Source organism: Mesorhizobium sp. WSM4846 (genome assembly GCF_055811415.1).
This window is the reverse complement of sequence record NZ_JBVVPZ010000012.1, coordinates 23,546-45,272: the sequence shown is the minus strand read 5'-3', so window position 1 is coordinate 45,272 and position 21,727 is coordinate 23,546. Positions and strand designations below refer to the sequence as shown.

Here is a 21,727-nt window from a genome sequence, read left to right as displayed (position 1 = left end):
GACATGGATCCGAAAGACCGGCCAAGCCGTGCGACCGAAGCATTTTTCGGTCGCCGGCGCGGCAAGGCCATCCGTCCGCAGCAGGCAGCGGCACTGGAAAGCGGTTTCAGCACCTACCGGCTTGATCTGACGGCCGGACCGCCGGCCGACTTGCACAGCCTGTTCGAAGCCGATGTCCGCGCCATTCATCTCGAAATTGGTTTTGGTGGCGGCGAGCACCTGCTGCATCGGGCGACGGCGGCTCCTGAGACCGGTTTTGTCGGCGTCGAGCCTTTCGTCAACGGCATGGCCAAGATGATGATGGCGGTCAGGGAACGGCCGCTTGCCAATCTTCGGGTCTATGACGACGACGCCACGCGCCTGCTCGACTGGCTCCCGCAAGCCTCGCTCGGCGGCATCGACCTTCTCTATCCCGATCCCTGGCCGAAGAAGAAACACTGGAAGCGCCGCTTCGTCAGTCCGGTCAATCTCGACCGTTTCGCGCGCGTGCTGAAGTCAGGCGGAACATTCCGCTTTGCGTCCGATATCGATAGCTATGTGAACTGGACGCTGCTGCACTGCCGGGCACATGAAGCGTTTGCGTGGCAGGCTGAAGAGGCAGCCGACTGGCAGCGGCCTTATAAGGGTTGGCCGGGTACACGCTACGAGGCGAAGGCCGTTCGCGAAGGCCGGCGGCCAGCCTACCTCACCTTCGTCCGAAGATAGTCCTATTCAAAGCGCGCCTAGGCGCGCTTTGACGTCGATGAGGACCAGAGATGTCCTCGTCCATGCGTCGCCGGACTTAGACTTAGAAGCGGCCGATCTTGTTGAAGGCGGCCGGATCCATGCCGAGATTGCGCAGATCGCGTGCGCGCGGCTTGCGGCCGGCTTCGACGGCGTGCGAAGCGGCGACGGCGCTGCCGAAGACGGTGAAGAAATCGCCGATGGCCGAGAAAACCTTGCGGTTGGTCATGATTATGCCCTTTCGCCTGCTGCAATGCGTGATTGATTTTGTGCAACGCAGCATAGATAGGCGCGTACTGCCTGATATCACAGGGACGTTGGCGCATGGCCGCCATGCGCCCTGTGCAACGCTGCCGCCCCCAACAGTTTCGCCCACCCTGCATGCGGACAATTCATCTGCTTACCGACACGGACTGCATGCGGACTTGAAACGACGGCTGCGATCGTCTATATCAGGCTCAAATTCTTGGTCGGTATGGCGAAGAGTGGGTCCACCCGGTCCCGCTCTTTTTTGTTACCTTCCGGCCGCCGACGAAGCGACAGGAATAGAATGACGGCAACGGTACCCGACAGCGACGACCGCATCATCCGCGAAAGCGGCATCGATGCGCGCATCGCGCTGATCGTGCAGCCGGTTCTGCGTGCCATTGGCTTCCGCCTTGTCAGGGTGCATCTGACGGGCCAGAACGGGCTGACGCTGCAGATCATGGCCGAACGCGAGGACGGCACCATGACCGTCGAGGATTGCGAAGAGGTCAGCCGGGCGGTGTCGCCGGCGCTCGATGTCGATGATCCGATCGAAAAGGCGTATCATCTCGAAGTGTCGTCGCCGGGGATCGACCGGCCGCTGGTCCGAAAGTCGGATTTCGCGACCTGGACGGGTCATCTGGTGAAGATGGAAACCTCGGTCCTCGTCGCCGACCGCAAGCGCTTCAAGGGCAAGATCGCCGAGAGCGACGCGGACGGCGTGCTGATCGAGCGCGACAAGGCGGCCTATGGCGAACAGCCGACGGTGCGTGTGCCCTACGATTCGATTGCCGAAGCACGGCTGATCCTGACCGACGACCTTATCCGCGACGCACTGTCGAAGGACAACAGGGCGCGCAAGGAAGCCAAGAAGCGCCGCGGCGAGCCCGAAGACGCGCCAGAGAGCGTAGAAGCGGGCGTAGAAGATGAAACCGAACAGGAAATGTGATTGGGCTGCCGGGCGCAAAGGCTCGGCAACAAGCTCGGGAGAAAAAAGATGGTTGTAAGCGCAAACAGGCTCGAACTGCTGCAGATCGCCGATGCGGTCGCGCGTGAGAAGTCGATCGACAAGTCGATCGTCATCGCCGCCATGGCCGATGCGATCCAGAAGGCGGCGCGCTCGCGCTATGGCCAGGAAACCAACATCCGTGCCGACATCAATCCGAATACCGGCGAGATGAAGCTGCAGCGGCTGATGGAAGTGGTGGAGAAGGTCGACGACTATGCGACGCAGATCGCCATATCCTCGGCGCGTGAGCGCAATCCCGACGCCCAGCTCGGCGACTTCATTGCCGAACAGCTGCCGCCGATGGATTTCGGCCGCATCGCCGCCCAGTCGGCCAAGCAGGTCATCGTGCAGAAGGTGCGCGAGGCCGAGCGTGACCGCCAGTACGACGAGTACAAGGACCGTATCGGCGAGATCGTCAACGGTACTGTCAAACGCGTCGAATACGGCAACGTCATCGTCGATCTCGGCCGCGGTGAGGCGATAATCCGTCGCGACGAGCTGATCCCGCGCGAAAATTACAAATATGGCGATCGCGTCCGCGCCTATGTCTATGACGTGCGCCGCGAGCAGCGCGGTCCGCAGATATTCCTGTCGCGCACCCATCCGCAGTTCATGGCGAAGCTGTTCACCATGGAAGTGCCGGAAATCTACGACGGCATTATCGAGATCAAGTCGGTCGCCCGCGATCCGGGTTCGCGCGCCAAGATCGCCGTCATCTCGCGTGACAGTTCCATCGATCCGGTCGGCGCCTGTGTCGGCATGCGCGGCAGCCGCGTTCAGGCGGTGGTCGGCGAATTGCAGGGCGAAAAGATCGACATCATTCCGTGGTCGCCTTCGGCCGCTTCCTTCATCGTCAACGCGCTGCAGCCGGCGGAAGTCGCCAAGGTCGTGCTCGACGAGGATGCCGAACGCATCGAGGTCGTGGTGCCGGACGACCAGCTGTCGCTGGCCATCGGCCGCCGCGGCCAGAACGTCCGGCTCGCCTCGCAGCTCACCGGCTGGGATATTGACATCCTGACCGAGCAGGAAGAGAGCGAGCGACGCCAGAAGGAGTTCGTCGAACGCTCGGCTCTGTTCATGGATGCGCTCAACGTCGACGAGATGGTCGGCCAGGTGCTCGCCTCCGAAGGCTTCACCAGCGTCGAGGAAGTCGCCTATGTCGATGCCGACGAGATCGCGTCGATCGATGGCTTCGACGAGGACACCGCCTCGGAAATCCAGGCTCGCGCCCGCGAATATCTGGAGAAGATCGAAGCCGAGCATGACGAGAAGCGTAAGGCGCTCGGCGTCAAGGACGAGTTGCGTGAGATTCCAGGCGTGACCACCGCCATGATGGTGACGCTCGGCGAGGATGGCGTGAAGACGATCGAGGATTTCGCCGGCTATGCAGCCGATGATCTGACCGGCTGGAAGGAACGCAAGGACGGCGAGACGAAGGTATTCCCGGGCGTGCTCGCCAATCACGGCGTGTCGCGGGCCGATGCTGAACAGATGGTTCTGGCTGCTCGCCTCAAGGCCGGCTGGATCACCGAAGACGAGCTTGCAGCCGAAGACGTGCCGGCTGACGACGCCGTTGGTGCGTGAGGTGAAACCGCATCGCACACAAGCCGCCCTTGGACGAGATGAACGATCGCACTTGCATCGTCACGCGCAGACAGGCCGAACCGGATGAACTGATCCGTTTCGTCGTCGGCCCGGATTCGGCCGTCGTTCCGGATATCAAGAAAAACCTGCCCGGACGCGGTTGCTGGGTGACTGCCGACCGCCTACATATCGATAAGGCGGCAGCGAAAAACCTGTTCGCTCGCGCCTTCAAGGCGCAGGTGACCGTGCCGACCGATCTCGGCGGCATGGTCGACGGGCTGCTTTCCAGATACGCTCTGGGCATGCTCGGTCTTGCCCGCAAAGCAGGCGCGATCGCGCTCGGCGCCACCAAGGTCGAGAGCGCGGTGCGTGGCGGGCTGGCGCTTTTCGTGTTGCATGCGACCGAGGCGTCAGATGACGGCGTCCGCAAGATCAGCCAGGCGCGACGGGCAACCGTCCACCTCGGTGGCCCCGCCATCGTTGCCTACAAACTTTTCTCCGAGGCCGAGTTGAGCTTGGCATTGGGGGGTACAAATGTGATACATGCTGCCGTTCTCGCGGGAGACGCGGGCAGGGCGGTCCAGAAGCGCATGGTTGCGCTCGACCGGTATCGGGGCGGTTCCCCGGACGATCTGGCAATGCTTGCGGCCGTTGCTGACGAAGATGATGCCGCAGAGGATATGGAATGAGCGATACGAAATCGGGCGACGACAAGACGTTGAGTGTTACGCCGAAGAAGACTTTGACGCTGAAGCGCCCCGGTACGGAACAGGGCACCGTGCGCCAGAGCTTCTCGCATGGCCGTACCAAGGCGGTCGTGGTCGAGACCAAGAAGCGCAAGTTCTCGCTGCCCGGTGACAAGCCGGAGCCGGCTGCTGCCCCTGTGTCCGTCTTCACCCCGAAGCCACCGGTCGCGGCAGCGCCGGTTGTGCAGGAAGCGCCCAAGGCGCCGCCGCCTCCGCCGCCGGTCGAACGCGGCGGCATGGTGCTGAACCAATTGTCGCGCGATGAAATGGAGGCGCGCCGCCGGGCCCTTGAGGGTTCGAAGGTGCGCGACGTCGAGGATCGCCAGCGCGCCATCGACGAGGCCAAGCGCCGCGCCGAGGATGAAGAGCGCCGCCGTCGCGAACGCGAGGAATCCGCGCGCCGCCAGGCCGAGGAAGAAGCCCGGCTGCAGGCCGAGGCCGAGTCCCGCCGGCGTGCCGAGGAAGAGGCGCGCCGCCGCGCGCCGCTGACCGCCGAACTGGCGACAGTCGACGACGAGGACATCAAGCCGAAGCGGACCGGCGCCGGCGCCCCGGTGCGCCGTCCGGTCACGCCGGAAGTGGCGCGTCCGGCCAAGCCGACCAAGGGCGAGGAAGATCGCCGCCGCGGCAAGCTGACGCTGAATGCCGCACTTTCCGATGAGGATGCGCGTGCGCGTTCGCTGTCGTCGATGCGTCGGCGCCAGGAGAAATTCAAGCGCGCGCTGCATAACGAACCGCGCGAGAAAGTCATGCGCGAAGTGATACTTCCCGAAACCATCACCATCCAGGAACTGGCGCAGCGCATGTCCGAGCGCGCCGTCGATGTGGTCAAGTTCTTCATGAAACAGGGCCAGATCCTGAAGCCGGGCGACGTCATCGACGCCGACACGGCCGAACTGGTCGCTACCGAATTCGGCCACACGGTTCGCCGCGTCGCCGAGTCCGACATCGAGGAAGGCCTCTTCAACATCGCCGATCGTCCCGAGGATCTCGAGCCGCGTCCGCCGGTGGTGACCATCATGGGCCATGTCGATCACGGCAAGACGTCGCTGCTCGATGCCATCCGCAATGCCAATGTTGTGTCCGGCGAGGCCGGCGGCATCACCCAGCATATCGGCGCCTATCAGGTCGAGAAGAACGGTAACAAGATCACCTTCATCGATACGCCCGGCCACGCCGCCTTCACGGCAATGCGCGCCCGTGGCGCTCAGGCGACCGACATTGCCATCCTGGTAGTGGCGGCCGACGACAGCGTGATGCCGCAGACGATCGAATCGATCAGCCATGCCAAGGCGGCCGGCGTTCCGATCATTGTGGCGATCAACAAGATCGACAAGCATGACGCCGACCCGCAGAAGGTGCGCTCGGAACTACTGCGCCACGAAGTCTTCGTCGAATCGATGGGCGGCGAGGTGCTGGACGTCGAAGTGTCGGCGACCAAGGGCACCAATCTCGACAAGCTGCTCGAAGCGATCCTGCTGCAGGCCGAAATCCTCGACCTGAAGGCCAATCCGGACCGCACCGCCGAGGGCGTCGTCATCGAAGCTCAGCTCGACAAGGGCCGCGGCCCCGTCGCCACGGTGCTGGTCCAGACCGGCACGCTGATGCCTGGCGACATCCTCGTTGCCGGTAACGAATGGGGCCGGGTGCGCGCACTGGTCAACGACCGTGGCGGGCAGATCAAGGAAGCGCCGCCGGCGATGCCGGTGGAAGTGCTCGGTCTGCAGGGAACCCCGCAGGCCGGCGACCGCTTCGCCGTCGTCAACAACGAGGCCCGCGCCCGCGAGATCACCGAATATCGCCAGCGTCTGGCGCGTGAGAAGGCGGTGGCCAAGCATGCCGGCCAGCGTGGTTCGCTCGAACAGATGATGTCGCAACTGCAGACGAGCGGGCTGAAGGAATTCCCGCTGGTCATCAAGGGCGACGTGCAGGGCTCGATCGAGGCGATCAACGCAGCGCTGGACAAGCTCGGCACCGACGAGGTGCGTGCGCGCATCGTTCATGCGGGCGCCGGCGGCATCACCGAAAGCGATGTCTCGCTGGCGGAAACCTCTGGCGCCGCAATCATCGGCTTCAACGTTCGCGCCAATGTGCAGGCGCGTGCGGCGGCTGCGGCCGCAGGCATCGAGATCCGCTATTACTCGATCATCTACAACCTCGTGGATGACGTGAAGGCGGCGCTGTCCGGCCTGCTGTCGCCGGAGCGTCGCGAGACCTTCATCGGCAATGCCGAGATCCTTGAGATCTTCGACATCACCAAGGTCGGCAAGATCGCCGGCTGCCGTGTCACCGAAGGCAAGGTCGAGCGCGGTGCGGGCGTTCGCCTGATCCGCGACAACGTCGTCATCCACGAAGGCACGCTGAAGACGCTGAAGCGCTTCAAGGACGAAGTTGCGGAGGTTCCGGGTGGCCAGGAATGCGGCATGGCCTTCCAGAACTACGAAGACATGCGCGTCGGCGACGTCATCGAGTGCTTCCGCGTCGAGATGGTGACCAGGACGCTCTGAGTTCGAGCAACTTGAGTTCGAGCATTTACAGACCGGGCGGTGGTCGAAAGGCTGCCGCCTAAACCATGATCCCGAAAAGTGGTATCCGGGTTCGGAGAGGATCATGGTCAACAAAAAATAGAGCCTGATCCATTCCGATTTCTATCGGGATGGATCAGGCTTTAAAGCATATGAGACATGCGGCGCGGTCCCATCCCGTGCCTCACGATTTCAGGATAGAGAAAAATGCCCCGTTCAACCACGTCAGGTCCATCCCAGCGCATGCTTCGCGTCGGCGAGCAGGTGCGGCATGCGCTGTCGGAAACCTTGCAACGTGGCGAGATCCTCGATCCGCTGATCGAGAATTCGGTGGTTTCGGTCTCGGAGGTGCGCATGTCGCCCGATCTGAAGATCGCCACCGCTTTCGTCTCGCCGCTTGGCGCCAGTGATGCCGATGCGGTGGTCGAGGCGCTCAACAAGCATGCGAAATTCGTGCGCGGCCGCGTTTCCGGCGCGCTCCGGCAGATGAAGTACATGCCGGAATTCCGCTTCCGGCTCGACACCAGCTACGACAATTTCCAGAAGATCAACGAATTGTTGCACTCGCCCGAAGTGGCGCGCGATCTCGGCCCAGACGCCCAGATCGGCGACCAGAACAAAGACAACGACAAGGACGAAAAATAGTGGCGCGTCGCGGCAAGAAGAAGGGTCGGCCGATCTCCGGCTGGCTGGTGCTGGACAAACCCGTCGGCATGGGTTCGACCGAAGCCGTCTCCAAGATCAAATGGCTGTTCCAGGCGGAAAAGGCCGGCCATGCCGGCACGCTCGACCCGCTCGCTTCCGGCATGCTGCCGATCGCGCTCGGCGAAGCGACCAAGACCGTCCCCTATGTCCAGGATGGCGCCAAGGTCTACCGCTTCACGGTTGCCTGGGGTGAGGAGCGTTCGACCGATGACCTCGAAGGGCCGGTGACGAAAAGCTCCGACCAGCGTCCGGCTGAAGCCGATGTGCTTTTGCTGATGCCGAAATACACCGGCGTCATCATGCAGACACCGCCGCAATTTTCGGCCATCAAGATCGCAGGCGAGCGCGCCTATGATCTTGCCCGCGACGGCGCGACGGTCGACATTCCGGCGCGGGAAGTCGAGATCGGCCGCCTCGACCTGATCGAGCACAGTGCTGACAGCACCATTTTCGAGGTCGAATGCGGCAAGGGCACCTATGTCCGCTCGCTGGCCCGCGACATGGGCCGCGATCTCGGCTGTTTCGGTCACATCGCCGAACTGCGCCGGATCGAGGTCGAGCCGTTCACGCAGGAAGACTTCGTCACCATCGCCGAGCTGGAAGCCGCCCGCTTCGGCGAACAGCCCGATGAGGGTTCGGATTCAGCGGACACGGTGCCGGTCGACTTCGACGCCATCGACGCGTTTCTGGTCGACACGTCAGCCGCGCTCGACTGCCTGCCGCAGATCGCGATCAGCGACGACGCGGCAACAAAAATCCGCCTCGGCAACCCGGTCATCATCCGTGGCCGCGACGCGCCGGTGGAAGCCGAGGAAGCCTGCGCCACGGCGCGCGGCAAGCTGGTCGCCATCGGCGCCATCGAGCAAGGCATGTTCAAGCCGAAGCGGGTCTTTGCCGGCTGAGCCCCCTCGTCTAATCTCGATCAGAGGTACATTCGAGGGGCACATGGCAAAGGCCGAGACGATCAGGAAGCGGGCGCCGGTGACAGCACGGCGGCCGCCGATCGGCGCATCACCAGGCACACTGATCGCCGACCCTGCGGCGCGGCGCAGCGAACTGCGACTGACACTGATGTCGCCCGACAAATTCGAGACAATCGAAGATGCCAGCATCAACGACCTGAATGCTCATTGCAACGCATGGCCGGTCATCTGGCTCGATTGCACCGGTCTCGCCAACATCCCGCTGATCGAGGAGATCGGCCGGACTTTCAGCCTGCATCCGCTGGCGCTGGAAGACGTCGTCAACACCGGCCAGCGGCCGAAGGTGGACTTCTTCGAGGACCATGCCTTCGTCGTCGTCAGGATGATCGACGACGTCACCGCGCATCGCTACGAGCAGATCGCGGTCTTCTTCGGCAGGAACTTCGTCGTCACCTTCCAGGAGCGCGAAGGCGATCCGTTCGATCCCGTGCGCAAGCGCATCGAAAGCTCGATGCCCAACCGGCTGCGCTCACGCGGCGCCGACTATCTCGCCTATGCGCTGATCGACGCTATCGTCGACAGTTATTTCCCGCCGATCGAGACCGCCGGCGACTTGGTCGACAGCATCGAGGACCAGATGCTGCGCGCGGCGGACAAGCACCAGATGCGGCGGCTTCACGAGTTGCGGCGCGACGCCAATGTGCTGAAGGGGGTGCTTTGGCCGATGCGCGACGCGCTGGCGACGCTGATCCGCAACGACGTGCCCTACGTCAAGCCCGAGACCAAGATCTTCCTGAACGACACGCTCGATCACTCGCTTCGGCTCATCGAACTGGTCGAAACCCAGCGCGACATGCTGACCGGTCTGATCGAGATGCATCTGTCGCTGAGTCAGGCACGCACCAGCGACGTCATCAGCTATCTGACGATCGTCTCGGTGATCTTCATCCCGCTCACCTTTCTCGCTGGCGTGTGGGGCATGAACTTCGACCCCGAAGCCTCGCCATGGAACATGCCGGAGCTGAGGGCCCAATACGGCTATCCGGCAGCGCTGGTGTTCATGGCCGTTGTCGCGCTCGGGCTTGTCGCCTTCTTCAGATGGAAGAAGTGGCTTTAGCCGAGGCGAAATCTTCGTTTGTGCAGCAAAAAGCCGGCTTGTGAATTGGGCTGGTGTTTTTGCCTGAATTGCCCTATATGCGCCGCAGCATCGTGCAATGCCACGTTGCTTGTACCGGCCCCTGCTGGACGACATCCCGGCCGAGGGCGTCCCGTTTCCTCAAACAGATAAGGAAAAAACACGATGTCGATTACTGCCGAGCGCAAGAAGGAATTGATGGGTGAATTCGCAACCGCTAAGGGCGATACCGGGTCTCCGGAAGTCCAGGTGGCCATCCTTTCCGAGCGCATCAAGAACCTGACCGACCATTTCAAGGACCACAAGAAGGATAACCATTCCCGCCGTGGTCTGCTCGCTCTCGTCTCCCAGCGCCGCAGCCTGCTTGATTATCTCAAGCGCAAGGACGACGCGCGCTATCAGACGCTGATCGAGAAGCTTGGTCTGCGCCGTTGACGAATTGACCGGCGGGTTCTTTCGAGAGCCCGCCGGTCGCGCATTGGAGCAGTCCATTGCTTCAATGAAGGAAGTAGAGCGCCGCGCTTCGATTTGGACGCGCACATGGGACGCTCTGAAACTTTGAATTTGCGCAAGGCATTTCCGAGAGCCGCGGTTTTCGGGTCATGCGCAAGGCCAGTCGGATCGATTGGCCAGACCCGGTTTCGATATAGCACAGGGCCATTCGAAACCGCCCATGGACGGTCATGGGGCAGGATTGCAGGACGCTCGCGCGGCACCCGCGCCGGATTTACCCGAGCTTCCCGTTGTCTTGCCCGTGGCTGCCCGAGAAACGAAGCCAAGGGAAAGGGGCACTCGCGCACGGTGAAATGGCGCGGCCCTTTCCGCATATGAAGGACAAGACATGTTCAATCACCACAAAGTGGAAATCGAATGGGGCGGCCGTCCGCTCATCCTCGAAACCGGCAAGATTGCGCGCCAGGCTGACGGCGCGGTGCTCGCCACCTACGGCGAAACCAAGGTTCTCGCCACCGTCGTTTCGATGAAGGAACCAAAACCGGGCCTCGATTTCTTCCCGCTGACCGTCAACTACCAGGAAAAGACCTATGCCGCCGGCAAGATCCCGGGCGGCTATTTCAAGCGCGAAGGCCGTCCGAGCGAAAAGGAAACGCTGGTTTCCCGTCTCATCGACCGTCCGATCCGCCCACTCTTCGCTGACGGTTACAAGAACGACACGCAGATCGTTGTCACCGTCGTCCAGCATGATCTCGAAAACGACCCGGACATCCTGTCGATCGTCGCCACCTCGGCGGCTTTGACGCTGTCCGGCGTCCCTTTCATGGGTCCGATCGGCGGCGCCCGCGTCGGCTACATCAACGGCGAATATGTGCTCAATCCGCATGTCGACGAGATGCAGGAATCCAAGCTTGACCTGATCGTCGCCGGCACCTCCGACGCCGTGCTGATGGTCGAGTCCGAAGCCAAGGAACTCGGCGAGGATCTGATGCTCGGCGCCGTCATGTTCGGCCATCGCGGCTTCCAGCCGGTGATCGACGCCATCATCAAGCTGGCAGAAGTCGCCGCCAAGGATCCGCGTGACTTCACCGCGCCGGATTATTCGGCGCTTGAAGCCGAGATGCTGAAGATCGTCGAAGGCGAGCTTCGCGATGCCTACAAGATCACCGACAAGCAGAAGCGCTATGCCGCCGTCGACGCCGTCAAGGCGAAGGTCAAGGCTGCGTTCGCACCCGCCGAAGGCGAAGAAGCCAAGTATACGTCCGAGCAGATCGGCACCGTGTTCAAGGAGCTCCAGGCCAAGGTCGTGCGCTGGAACATCCTCGACACCGGTTCGCGCATCGACGGCCGCGATCTGAAGACGGTTCGCAAGATCGTCTCCGAAGTCGGCGTCCTGCCGCGCACCCACGGCTCGGCGCTGTTCACCCGCGGCGAGACCCAGGCGCTGGTCGTCGCCACGCTCGGCACCGGCGAGGACGAGCAGTATGTCGATTCGCTGACCGGCATGTACAAGGAGAAGTTCCTCCTTCACTACAACTTCCCTCCCTATTCGGTCGGTGAAACCGGTCGCATGGGTTCGCCCGGCCGCCGCGAAATCGGCCACGGCAAGCTCGCCTGGCGCGCGATCCGCCCGATGCTGCCGACATCGGACCAGTTCCCCTACACGCTGCGCGTCGTCTCGGAGATCACCGAGTCCAACGGCTCGTCGTCGATGGCTACCGTCTGCGGCACCTCGCTGGCGCTGATGGATGCCGGTGTGCCGCTGGCCAAGCCGGTCGCCGGCATCGCCATGGGTCTGATCAAGGAAGGCGAGCGCTTCGCGGTGCTCTCCGACATCCTCGGCGACGAGGACCATCTCGGCGACATGGACTTCAAGGTTGCCGGCACCGCCAACGGCATCACCTCGCTGCAGATGGACATCAAGATCGAGGGCATCACCGAGGAGATCATGAAGATCGCACTGGATCAGGCCAAGGACGGCCGCCAGCATATCCTCGGCGAAATGGGCCATGCGCTGTCCGGCGCGCGCTCCGAACTCGGCGAATTCGCGCCGCGCATCGAGGTCATGCACATCCCGACCGACAAGATCCGCGACGTGATCGGCTCGGGCGGCAAGGTCATCCGCGAGATCGTCGAAAAGACCGGCGCCAAGATCAACATCGAGGACGACGGCACGGTCAAGATCGCTTCGTCCAACGCCAAGGAGATCGAGGCGGCGAAGAAGTGGATCCACACCATCGTCGCCGAGCCGGAAGTCGGCGAAATCTACGAGGGCACGGTCGTCAAGACAGCCGACTTCGGCGCTTTCGTCAACTTCTTCGGTCCGCGTGACGGCCTCGTCCACATCTCGCAGCTCGCCAATGATCGCGTCGCCAAGACCTCCGACGTCGTCAAGGAAGGCGACAAGGTCTGGGTCAAGCTGATGGGCTTCGACGAACGCGGCAAGGTCCGCCTGTCGATGAAGGTCGTCGACCAGGCCACCGGCAAGGAAATCGCCCGCGACAAGAAGGCCGACGGCGAAGAAGACGCTGCCTGAGCGATCTGACCGAACAATCGAAACGGGCGCGCCGACAGGTCGCGCCCGCTTTCATTTTCTGGTCAAGCCAGCTGCACTTCGAGATCGAAAAATGTCCGCTGAACCGCTGAAGACACTGTTCCATCCGTTCGAGGCGGAGGCTGTTTCCTTGCCGCGTAAGGGCGAGCGTGTCCTCTTTCTGGGCGCTGAGCCGGGCTTCCGCCTGCCCGAAGGTTTTGATGCAGCACTGCATCTGGTGCGAGGCTTCCGGCCGCACTTTCGCGCGCTGCAGGCGGCCGGTTTCACCGTCACGCCGCGCCTGCAGGGCGAAGGTTTCGATGCGGCACTGGTGCTTGCCGGCCGTCATCGCGGGCAAAACGAATTGCGCATTGCCGAGGCGATCGAGTGTGTGAGGCCGGGCGGATCGATTGTCGTTGCCGGCGCCAAGGACGATGGCATTGCCAGCCTGCGCAAGCGCATCGACGAGCTTGTGCCGCTCGATGGCCATTTGCCGAAACATCACGGCATCGCCTTCTGGTTCCATCGACCGGCCGATGCTGCGGTCGCGGCAGCGCTTCGCGCCGCCAATCCAGCCCTTCTGCTCGAGGCCCGGTTCCGCACCGCGCCAGGCATGTTCTCTTTCGACAAGATCGATGCAGGTTCGAGATTGCTGGTCGAAAATCTGCCCGGCGATCTGCGTGGCAGCGTTGCCGATTTCTGCGCCGGCTGGGGCTATGTGGCGGCCGAAATCGCCGCCCGCTCACCTGGCATATCGGCGCTCGATCTCTACGAGGCCGAGTTCGATGCGCTGGAGACGGCGAAAGGCAATATCGGCAACACAGCGGCGGAACCCAATTTCTTCTGGATCGATCTTTTGAGCGAGCCGGTCGAGCGGCGCTATGACGCCATCGCCATGAACCCGCCCTTCCATCGCAGCCGGGCGGCCGAGCCCGAGATCGGCGCCGGCATGATCCGCGCCGCGGCAAAGGCGCTGAAGCCGGGCGGGCGGCTGTTCATGGTGGCGAACCGCCAGCTTCCCTACGAGCCGGTGCTGGCGGCCGCCTTCTCCAGCCATGCCGAGATCGCCCGCGACGGCATGTTCAAGGTTTTCGCGGCGCGCCGCTGAAGGCTGGTTCACGCGGACAACGGCATCTTCTGCGGCCGAAATTACTCTCGTCCGCTGTCGGTCCGCTTCAGCTCGTCGAGCGTCGGCATCGACACGATGTGGTAGCCGGAATCGACATAGTGGATTTCGCCGGTGACGCCCGACGACAGGTCGGACAGCAGATAGAGCGCGGAACCACCGACTTCGTCGATGGTCACTGTGCGGCGCAGCGGCGAGTTGCGCTGCTGGTAGGAAAACATGTGGCGTGCGTCGGAAATCCCGGCGCCGGCCAGTGTCCGCACCGGTCCGGCGGATATGCCGTTCACCCTGATGCCGCGCGGGCCGTAGTCGTTGGCGAGATAGCGGACGCTGGCTTCAAGCCCGGCCTTGGCGACGCCCATGACGTTGTAGTTCGGCATGACGCGGACCGAACCGGCATAGGTCAGCGTGATCATCGAGCCGCCGTCCCTCATCAGCGCGGCCGCATGACGGGCGACCTCGGTGAAGGAATAGCAGGAGATGACCATGGTGCGGACGAAATTGTCGCGGCTGGTGTCGGCGTAAAGGCCTTTCAGCTCGTTCTTGTCGGAAAAGCCGATGGCGTGGACGACGAAGTCCAGCCCGCCCCAGGCCTCGCCCAAGGTCTCGAAGGTAGCGGCAACCGATGCGCTGTCCTCGACGTCGCAAGGCACGACCAGCGAGGAGCCGAGTTTGTCGGCGAGCGGCTTGACCCGGCGCCCGAAGGCTTCGCCCTGATAGGTGAAGGCGAGTTCCGCCCCATGTTCGGACAGTTTCCGGGCGATGCCCCAGGCGATCGAATGGTCGTTGGCGACACCCATGACAAGCCCGCGCTTGCCCTTCATCAATCCGTCCATGGTTGGCAGTCCTTATGCGGAATAGCGCTGGAAAATCAGCGTTGCGTTGGTGCCGCCGAAACCGAACGAGTTGGACAGGACGGTGTCGATCCTGGCATCGTCGATGCGCTCTCGCACGATCGGCATACCCTCGAATTCCGGATCGAGCTGCTCGATATGGGCGCTCTCGCCGATGAATCCGCCTTGCATCATCAGGATCGAGTAGATCGATTCCTGCACGCCGGCCGCACCCAGCGAGTGGCCGGTCAGCGATTTCGTCGAGGTGATGAACGGCATGTTTTCGCCGAACACCTCGCGGATCGCGCCCATCTCCCTGGAGTCGCCGACCGGCGTCGAGGTGCCGTGCGTGTTGATGTAGTCGACCGGCGAAGAGACGGTCGCCAACGCCTGCCGCATGCAGCGCACCGCGCCTTCGCCCGAGGGCGCCACCATGTCGAAGCCGTCCGAGGTCGCGCCATAGCCCACGACCTCGGCGTAGATCTTGGCGCCGCGCGCCTTAGCGTGCTCGAGTTCTTCCAGCACCAGCACGCCGGCGCCGCCGGCAATGACGAAGCCGTCGCGATCGACGTCATAGGCGCGCGAGGCAGCCGATGCCCGGTCGTTGAACTTGGAGGACATGGCGCCCATCGCGTCGAACAGGTCCGACATCGTCCAGTCGAGATCCTCATGGCCGCCGGCGAAGACCATGTCCTGCTTGCCCCACTGGATCAGTTCGTAGCCATTGCCGATGCAATGCGCCGAGGTCGAGCAGGCCGAAGAGATCGAATAATTGACGCCGTGGATCTTGAACCAGGTGGCGAGCGTCGCCGAAGCGGTCGACGACATCGCCTTCGGCACCGCGAACGGGCCGATGCGCTTGGGGCTGCCGTTCTTGAGCGTGGTTTCAGCGGCCTCGACGATGGTTCTGGTCGATGGTCCGCCCGATCCCATGACGATGCCGGTGCGCTCATTGGTGATGTCGTTCTCGCCAAGTCCAGCGTCCACGATCGCCTGGTCCATGGCGACATGGTTCCAGGCCGCACCTTGGGACAGGAAGCGCATGGCGCGGCGATCGATCAGCGCGGCGGGGTCGAGCGTCGGCGCTCCCCAGACCTGGCAGCGGAAGCCGTGTTCGGCGAAGGAATCCGAGAAGCTGATGCCGGATCTGGCATCATGCAGCGAGGCCTGCACCTCGTTGGCATTGTTGCCGATCGACGACACGATGCCGAGGCCCGAAACTACGACCCGTCTCATTCGCAACTCCTTCCAGCGCGTGAACCCGAAACCTGCCGGACCGAAACCTGCCGGACAAGGATGCGCAAATTAAGTTCTACAGCTTCCTTTTGCGCCTCCCGCGGACTCGCCGCGCTGCGCAGGCGCCGGTCAGGCGGCAGCCGATTGCTTGGACAGACCCACCTTGAGATCCGTTGCTGCGTATATGGGTTCGCCATCCGCCTTCAGCCAGCCATCGGCGATACCCAGCACCAGCCGGCCGCGCATCACGCGCTTGAAATCCACGCCATATTCTACCTTCTTGACCGACGGCGTCACCATGCCTTTGAATTTCACTTCGCCGGTCGACAGCGCCATGCCCTTGCCCGGCTCGCCGAGCCAGCCAAGGTAGAATCCCGTCAATTGCCACATGGCGTCGAGGCCCAGGCACCCCGGCATGATCGGGTTGCCGATGAAGTGGCAGGCGAAAAACCACAGGTCCGGCTTGATGTCGAATTCGGCGCGGATGAAGCCCTTGTCGAAGGCGCCGCCGGTCTCGCTGATTTCGGTGATGCGGTCGAACATCAGCATCGGCGGATAGGGGAGCTGGGCGTTTCCAGGTCCGAACAGCTCGCCGCGGGCGCAGGCAAGCAGTTCCTCGTAATCGTAGCTGGATTTCGAAACCGCCATCAGTCTCCGTCCCCAATAATCGTCCGGGCGGTAGCGCGCCCTTGTCGTTGGTTTCCTAACACAATCTATTTCAGGGCGGAAACCGGCGTTTGCGCTTAACCCGCCCGCCTGCCGGGGTCAATGCGCGCTATTGATCGTATTCGGCCGACAGAATATATGTCGGGGGATGTCCAGGTTCGGTCAATGTTGGTTTTTTGCCGTTCTGGACAGGTTTTGAGGCGAAACTTGAGCTTGGATGGATAGATGGATCTGGGCTGCCGGAAGGAAAATGTCGCTGTGGACAAGCGGGTTCGCGAAGCTGGCCTGAGGCCGACGCGTCAGCGCATTGCGCTGGCCGATCTGCTTTTTGCCAAAGGCGACCGCCATCTGTCGGCCGAGGAACTGCACGAGGAGGCAATCGCCGCCGGCGTGCCGGTATCGCTCGCCACCGTCTACAACGCCCTTCATCAATTCACCCAGGCGGGCCTTCTGCGCATCCTGGCCGTCGAGGGGTCGAAGACCTACTTCGACACCAACACCTCCGATCACCATCATTTCTACATTGAGGGCGAAAACAGGATTTTTGACATCGCCAGCGGTCCTGTCACGGTTTCCAACCTGCCGGAGCCGCCGGAGGGCATGGAGATCGCCAATGTCGATATCGTGGTGAGGCTGCGCCCCAAACGCTCCGATTGATCCGCTCTTTATAAGGCGGCGAGATACCGTTTCGCCTGTATCGGCCTCTAAAGCGCGTCGCGTTTGGCCGGCCTCATGCGACGCGCTTCAGGTTGATGTTTTTACGCATGTCGTTATCGCAAAACCGCTGCGCACTTTTGCGCGACATGCGTTGGACCATCATCCCGAACCGGCAAGAAGAGGTCAGTCCTTGACCCGTTCGCCCGGATAGGCGCCCCAGACCAGCGACTGGGCGAGCCAGCCGGTGTGGCCACTGAAGGTCATTTCGCACCACTGGCCGTCACAGGACTTGATCGTGCCCATGGCGCCAGGCTCGACGATTGCGACGATGCCGGCATCCTTTTGCGGGTCGTCGAGTAGGTTGATTCGGGCATCTTTGCCGCGCTGCCAGGGTGCTACGATCGCCGTGCGGCGACCTGAAAGCAGCGACTGGTTGATCCAGCCTTCCGAGCCGTCGGCATCGCGCACCCGACGCCAGGTGTCGAATTCCTGGATGATCTCCATCGGCAGGCCGGGCTTCATATACATCCAGTCGACGGAATAGTTAACGCCTGGTCCGACGCGGGAGTTGACGCGGCCGGCCTTCAGGCTGACGAAGCGCGGCAGCGGCAGGCCGCTCGGCCCGAGCGTGACGCTCTGGGTCGGTGCTGCCGCATTCTGTGCCGCCACATCCGGGGAATAAAGCAGAGCGCCGACAAATGCTGCGCTGAGGGCCAGGCGGAGCGACGCGAAACCAGACACTTTCGTTCCCTTTCGGCGCCGGCTCATCGGCCCTGGCGCCCCTTTTTCTTTGTCTTCGGCGGAACCTCTTGTTACATGGAGAACTGGCACCGCGACCGGCCTGCAGTTTCGCCTGTCTTGGTTAAAGAGGTCTCAACGAGGTCGGGTTCGAGGAAACAATGGTAGGCAGAAAAAGGCCCCTCGTCGTCATCACGCGCAAGCTGCCCGACCCGGTCGAGACCCGCATGCGTGAGCTGTTCGACGCCCGGCTGAATGTCGAAGACCGGCCGATGACGCAGCCGGAACTGGTCGCGGCGGTCAAGGAAGCCGACGTGCTGGTGCCGACCATAACCGATCAAATCGACGCGGCGCTGATCGCTCAGGCCGGCGACAACCTCAAGCTGATCGCAAATTTCGGCAACGGCGTCGACAAGATCGACGTGTCAGCAGCAGCGAAGAAGGGCATTACCGTCACCAACACGCCGAACGTGCTGACCGAAGATACCGCCGACATGACCATGGCGCTGATGCTGGCGGTGCCGCGGCGGCTGGCGGAAGGCGCCAATGTGCTGACCGGCGACAAGAAATGGGCCGGCTGGTCGCCGACCTGGATGCTGGGCCGGCGTATCTGGGGCAAACGCCTCGGCATTGTCGGCATGGGCCGCATCGGCACCGCCGTCGCCCGGCGGGCCAAGGCGTTTGGCCTGTCGATCCACTATCACAACCGCCATCGTGTGCTTGCCGCGGTCGAGGATGAGCTGGAGGCGACCTATTGGGAAAGCCTCGACCAGATGCTTGCCCGCATGGACATCATTTCGGTCAATTGTCCGTCGACGCCGGCGACCTTCCATCTGCTTTCGGCGCGGCGGCTGGCGCTTCTGCAACCGTCCGCTTACATCGTCAACACGGCGCGCGGCGACATCATCGACGAGGACTCTCTGGTCAAGCTGATCCAGGACGGCAAGATTGCCGGCGCCGGGCTCGACGTCTACGAGCATGAGCCGGCGCTGAACAGCAAATTGCTGAAGCTCGCCGCCAAGGGCAAGGTCGTGCTGTTGCCGCATATGGGGTCGGCGACGCTCGAAGGCCGGATCGACATGGGCGAGAAGGTGATCATCAACATCCGCGCCTTCTTCGATGGCCATCGGCCGCCGGATCGCGTACTGCCGCTGCGGACGTGACCGGCTGCCATCTTAAATTAGCGTATACTTACAAAAGCACCTTGCGCATGGTGATCGAGGTCGGTCGGTCATAGCCACTGTGCGCCGTCCGTTTCGTTTCGCGAAAGCCAAGGCGGGCAAAGGCCGCGTGATTCCCGGTCAATTCGATCCGCGTCTGAAGCTCGATCGCAGGCTTGCCGCGGTCGCGGGCAAGGTCCTCGACAGCTTGCATCAGCCGCCTGGCAATGCCTTGTCCCTGAAAGTCCGGTTCGACCGCGAGCTTTCCGATATAGAAATCGTTGGCCCGCTCGAGGACAAAAACGCAGCCGACAATCCTGCCGTCGTTCAGCGCCGCAAAGCCCGTCTCCTGCCGGGCCTTGTCGCGGAGATTCTCGACCGTGAGCCGATGCGCCGACGATGGCGGATCGATGACGCCGCCCATGGCAGCGAAGGCGCGCATGATCAGCGCCAGCACCTCGTCCCAACGCTCGAAATCGGCCGGAAGCTGCGCGACGGAAACCAGGCTGCCCAAAATCTAGCTGCTCTTGTAGCGGATCGTGTCGAAGCGCGCGGCCAACGCATCGTAAAGCAGCAGCCGGCCGACCAGCGGCTCGCCGATGCCGGCGATCAGCTTGATCGCCTCCATGGCCTGCAGCGTGCCGACGACGCCGGTCAGCACGCCGAGCACGCCGGCCACGGCGCAGGATGGCACCAAGCCGGCCGGCGGTGGTTCCGGGAAAAGATCGCGATAACTCGGATTCGGCCTGCCGTCGGTGCCGGTCTCGAACGGTTTCAGCACGGTCACCGAGCCGTCGAAGCGGCCGACGGCGGCATGGACCAGCGGCCGCTTTTCCGCGGCGCAGGCGTCGGCCACCGCATAACGGGTTTCGAAATTGTCGGAGCCGTCGACGACGATGTCATATCGGGCGACTAGGGCAGGGGCGTTGTCCGCCGTCAGCCTGAGATTGTGTAGTTCCACGGCGACGTTGGGGTTGATGCGGGCGATCGCCGCCTTGGCACTGTCGGTCTTCGCCATGCCGACAGCGCCGGTGCCGTGGATCACCTGCCTTTGCAGGTTCGACAGCGAGACGCTGTCGTCGTCGACGATGCCGAGCGTGCCGACGCCGGCTGCGGCAAGATATTCAAGCACCGGCGCTCCCAGCCCGCCGGCGCCGACGACCAGGACCCGAGCCCGCTTCAGTCGCTGCTGGCCGGCGCCACCGATCTCGGGCAGCACGATGTGGCGGGCGTAGCGTTCGAGTTCTTCGTCGGTGAGCGCGGTGGTGATCATCGCCGGACCATATAGCGGGAGAAAAACCTTGTCAGGCAGTAATGCACGTTGCCAAAGCCTGCCATCGGCTTGCCCATCGGGGTGCGCAGCGGTTGAATGGTGAATAGTGAATAGTGAATAGTGAATAGTGAATAGTGAATAGTGAATAGTGAATAGCGACCACTCAGTAGTGATTAGTGATTAGTGATTAGTGAAATAATGGCGCTCTCACCACCCTTCACCCTTCACCATTCACCGAACCGTGCCATGATCGACGGTCAAAAACTGCGCGCGTCCGTCGAGACTGGAAAACAGCGCCGCATCGGTCCCGGTCATGAAAGCCTGGCAATTCAGCTCTTCGAGGATCGAGAACAGCGCGGCGCGTCGGCCCGCGTCGAGATGGGCGGCGATTTCGTCGAGCAGCAGGATCGGCGTCATGCCAGACATCTCGCCGGTCAGCCGGGCGTGCGACAGGACCATGCCGACCAGCAGCGCCTTCTGCTCGCCCGTCGAACAGAGTTCGGCCGGCATCGCCTTGGGCCGGTGCCGCACCACGAGGTCCGACCGGTGCGGGCCGTCGAGCGTGCGCCCGGCGGCGCGGTCGCGATCGCGAGCTTCGGCAAGCGCGCGGCGGAACCGCTCCTCGACATCGACAGCCGCGCTGGTTGTGACCTCGCTTTCCAGCGCGCCGGACAGGCCGATGTCGGCTTGCGGAAATGGACCGGAGCTTGGCAGCCTGTCGACCATGGCGGTGAGCAGGCGTACCAGTTCGGCACGCGCCGCGGCAATCGCCACACCGGTTTCGGCCATTTGCGTCTCGATCGCATCGAACCAGGCGCCATCGCGCGAGCCTTCGGCGAGCAGTCGATTGCGGCCGCGCATCGCTTTTTCGTAGTCGAGCGCGCGCTGGCCGTGGCCCGGATCGATCGCCAGCACCTGCCGGTCGAGAAAGCGCCGCCGATCTGCGGCCGGCCCGGTGAACAATGCATCCATCGCCGGTGTCAGCCAGACGACGCGCAACCATTCCAGCATGTCCTCCGCCGAGCGCGCCGCCGCGCCGTTGATCCGCACCCGCCGGCCGCCTTCGGCGGCGTCGCCGCCCGCGATGCCGGTGCCGATCTCGACCGGGCCGACCGGCCCATCGAGCCGGGCATGAATGGCAAAGCCGCCGTCGCCGCCTTCGCGCGCCACGTCGGCATAAGGCGCACGGCGCAGGCCGCGCCCCGGCGTCAACAGGGAAATCGCCTCCAGCAGATTGGTTTTGCCGGCACCATTGTCACCGGAAAAAACCACCGGGCCGGGATCGAGATCGATCGAAAGTGTTGTGTAATTGCGGAAATTGGTAAGCGAAAGCTTACTTATATGAGTCTGCTGATCGCGCTCAGGCTGCTTCGCAACTCCGGTCATGACAGCAAGATGGCCTCGTTCGGGCCTAAAGCGCGCCGCGTTTGACCGGCCTCATGGGACGCGCTTTAGG

The 21,727-nt window shown here is 63.0% G+C and carries 21 protein-coding genes; 13 read left to right on the top strand and 8 right to left on the bottom strand.

The annotated features are described in order from the left end of the window. The first annotated feature begins 3 nt into the window (after nucleotides 1-3). Nucleotides 4-705: a tRNA (guanosine(46)-N7)-methyltransferase TrmB gene (gene trmB, locus AC0L15_RS12955; RefSeq protein ID WP_128185407.1), complete on the top strand. Its 702-nt coding sequence runs from the start codon at nucleotides 4-6 to the stop codon at nucleotides 703-705. 82 nt (nucleotides 706-787) lie between these two features. Here trmB and AC0L15_RS12950 read toward each other — a convergent pair whose 3' ends face one another. Further along, nucleotides 788-952, bottom strand: a complete 165-nt coding sequence (locus AC0L15_RS12950; protein ID WP_095517012.1) for a hypothetical protein — start codon at nucleotides 950-952, stop codon at nucleotides 788-790. A 321-nt stretch (nucleotides 953-1,273) separates the two neighbouring features. Between AC0L15_RS12950 and rimP the strand changes: the two genes are divergently transcribed. The 10 genes from rimP to AC0L15_RS12900 all read left to right on the top strand — a co-directional run bounded on the left by rimP (nucleotide 1,274) and on the right by AC0L15_RS12900 (nucleotide 13,690). Then, the gene (gene rimP, locus AC0L15_RS12945) at nucleotides 1,274-1,918 is read left to right on the top strand and encodes a ribosome maturation factor RimP (RefSeq protein WP_128174033.1); all 645 of its coding nucleotides are present in this window, start codon (nucleotides 1,274-1,276) and stop codon (nucleotides 1,916-1,918) included. A gap of 48 nt (nucleotides 1,919-1,966) precedes the next feature. Next, nucleotides 1,967-3,562 (top strand): transcription termination factor NusA, encoded by a 1,596-nt coding sequence (nusA, locus tag AC0L15_RS12940; RefSeq protein WP_473496456.1) that lies wholly within the window; start codon nucleotides 1,967-1,969, stop codon nucleotides 3,560-3,562. 38 nt (nucleotides 3,563-3,600) lie between these two features. After that, nucleotides 3,601-4,251 carry an RNA-binding protein gene (locus tag AC0L15_RS12935; protein ID WP_287248482.1) on the top strand — a complete coding sequence of 217 codons (651 nt, stop codon included), beginning with the start codon at nucleotides 3,601-3,603 and terminating at the stop codon, nucleotides 4,249-4,251. After that, the gene (infB, locus tag AC0L15_RS12930; protein WP_473496455.1) at nucleotides 4,248-6,815 is read left to right on the top strand and encodes a translation initiation factor IF-2; all 2,568 of its coding nucleotides are present in this window, start codon (nucleotides 4,248-4,250) and stop codon (nucleotides 6,813-6,815) included. The genes AC0L15_RS12935 and infB overlap by 4 nt, the downstream gene beginning before the upstream one ends. Nucleotides 6,816-7,040: 225 nt before the next feature. Further along, nucleotides 7,041-7,478 (top strand): 30S ribosome-binding factor RbfA, encoded by a 438-nt coding sequence (rbfA, locus tag AC0L15_RS12925; RefSeq protein WP_128169859.1) that lies wholly within the window; start codon nucleotides 7,041-7,043, stop codon nucleotides 7,476-7,478. Then, nucleotides 7,478-8,440, top strand: a complete 963-nt coding sequence (gene truB / locus AC0L15_RS12920; protein ID WP_287217761.1) for a tRNA pseudouridine(55) synthase TruB — start codon at nucleotides 7,478-7,480, stop codon at nucleotides 8,438-8,440. The genes rbfA and truB overlap by 1 nt, the downstream gene beginning before the upstream one ends. A gap of 43 nt (nucleotides 8,441-8,483) precedes the next feature. After that, on the top strand, nucleotides 8,484-9,578 hold the full coding sequence (corA, locus tag AC0L15_RS12915) for a magnesium/cobalt transporter CorA (RefSeq protein WP_287248484.1): 1,095 nt from the start codon (nucleotides 8,484-8,486) through the stop codon (nucleotides 9,576-9,578). A gap of 183 nt (nucleotides 9,579-9,761) precedes the next feature. Beyond that, entirely contained in the window at nucleotides 9,762-10,031 is a 270-nt protein-coding gene (gene rpsO / locus AC0L15_RS12910; protein ID WP_006337962.1) for a 30S ribosomal protein S15, read from the top strand. Between the two features lie 406 nt (nucleotides 10,032-10,437). Continuing rightward, entirely contained in the window at nucleotides 10,438-12,585 is a 2,148-nt protein-coding gene (gene pnp, locus AC0L15_RS12905; RefSeq protein ID WP_023802123.1) for a polyribonucleotide nucleotidyltransferase, read from the top strand. A 91-nt stretch (nucleotides 12,586-12,676) separates the two neighbouring features. Then, nucleotides 12,677-13,690: a class I SAM-dependent methyltransferase gene (locus AC0L15_RS12900; RefSeq protein ID WP_473496454.1), complete on the top strand. Its 1,014-nt coding sequence runs from the start codon at nucleotides 12,677-12,679 to the stop codon at nucleotides 13,688-13,690. 41 nt (nucleotides 13,691-13,731) lie between these two features. Here the strand turns inward: AC0L15_RS12900 and fabI are convergent, their stop codons facing one another. From fabI to fabA, 3 genes are all read right to left on the bottom strand, one after another. Beyond that, entirely contained in the window at nucleotides 13,732-14,544 is an 813-nt protein-coding gene (gene fabI / locus AC0L15_RS12895; protein ID WP_287248489.1) for an enoyl-ACP reductase FabI, read from the bottom strand. Nucleotides 14,545-14,556: 12 nt separating this feature from the next. Further along, complete coding sequence (gene fabB / locus AC0L15_RS12890) at nucleotides 14,557-15,777, bottom strand: beta-ketoacyl-ACP synthase I (RefSeq protein WP_128185389.1); 1,221 nt, start codon at nucleotides 15,775-15,777, stop codon at nucleotides 14,557-14,559. Nucleotides 15,778-15,906: 129 nt separating this feature from the next. After that, nucleotides 15,907-16,425, bottom strand: a complete 519-nt coding sequence (gene fabA, locus AC0L15_RS12885; protein WP_023802127.1) for a 3-hydroxyacyl-[acyl-carrier-protein] dehydratase FabA — start codon at nucleotides 16,423-16,425, stop codon at nucleotides 15,907-15,909. A 243-nt stretch (nucleotides 16,426-16,668) separates the two neighbouring features. On the opposite strand from fabA, the gene irrA reads away from it, so the two are divergent. Further along, nucleotides 16,669-17,100: an iron response transcriptional regulator IrrA gene (gene irrA, locus AC0L15_RS12880; RefSeq protein ID WP_027151698.1), complete on the top strand. Its 432-nt coding sequence runs from the start codon at nucleotides 16,669-16,671 to the stop codon at nucleotides 17,098-17,100. A 183-nt stretch (nucleotides 17,101-17,283) separates the two neighbouring features. Here the strand turns inward: irrA and AC0L15_RS12875 are convergent, their stop codons facing one another. Next, nucleotides 17,284-17,841 carry an SH3 domain-containing protein gene (locus AC0L15_RS12875; protein ID WP_473496453.1) on the bottom strand — a complete coding sequence of 186 codons (558 nt, stop codon included), beginning with the start codon at nucleotides 17,839-17,841 and terminating at the stop codon, nucleotides 17,284-17,286. A 158-nt stretch (nucleotides 17,842-17,999) separates the two neighbouring features. Between AC0L15_RS12875 and AC0L15_RS12870 the strand changes: the two genes are divergently transcribed. Then, a complete protein-coding gene (locus AC0L15_RS12870; RefSeq protein ID WP_023802130.1) occupies nucleotides 18,000-19,001 on the top strand; it encodes a 2-hydroxyacid dehydrogenase in 1,002 nt (333 codons plus the stop codon). A 28-nt stretch (nucleotides 19,002-19,029) separates the two neighbouring features. Here AC0L15_RS12870 and AC0L15_RS12865 read toward each other — a convergent pair whose 3' ends face one another. From AC0L15_RS12865 to recF, 3 genes are all read right to left on the bottom strand, one after another. Then, nucleotides 19,030-19,512 (bottom strand): GNAT family N-acetyltransferase, encoded by a 483-nt coding sequence (locus tag AC0L15_RS12865; protein ID WP_473496452.1) that lies wholly within the window; start codon nucleotides 19,510-19,512, stop codon nucleotides 19,030-19,032. A gap of 3 nt (nucleotides 19,513-19,515) precedes the next feature. Beyond that, nucleotides 19,516-20,271, bottom strand: a complete 756-nt coding sequence (locus AC0L15_RS12860) for a molybdopterin-synthase adenylyltransferase MoeB (protein WP_128169863.1) — start codon at nucleotides 20,269-20,271, stop codon at nucleotides 19,516-19,518. A 231-nt stretch (nucleotides 20,272-20,502) separates the two neighbouring features. Continuing rightward, nucleotides 20,503-21,657, bottom strand: a complete 1,155-nt coding sequence (recF, locus tag AC0L15_RS12855; protein WP_287248493.1) for a DNA replication/repair protein RecF — start codon at nucleotides 21,655-21,657, stop codon at nucleotides 20,503-20,505. Nucleotides 21,658-21,727: the final 70 nt, after the last annotated feature.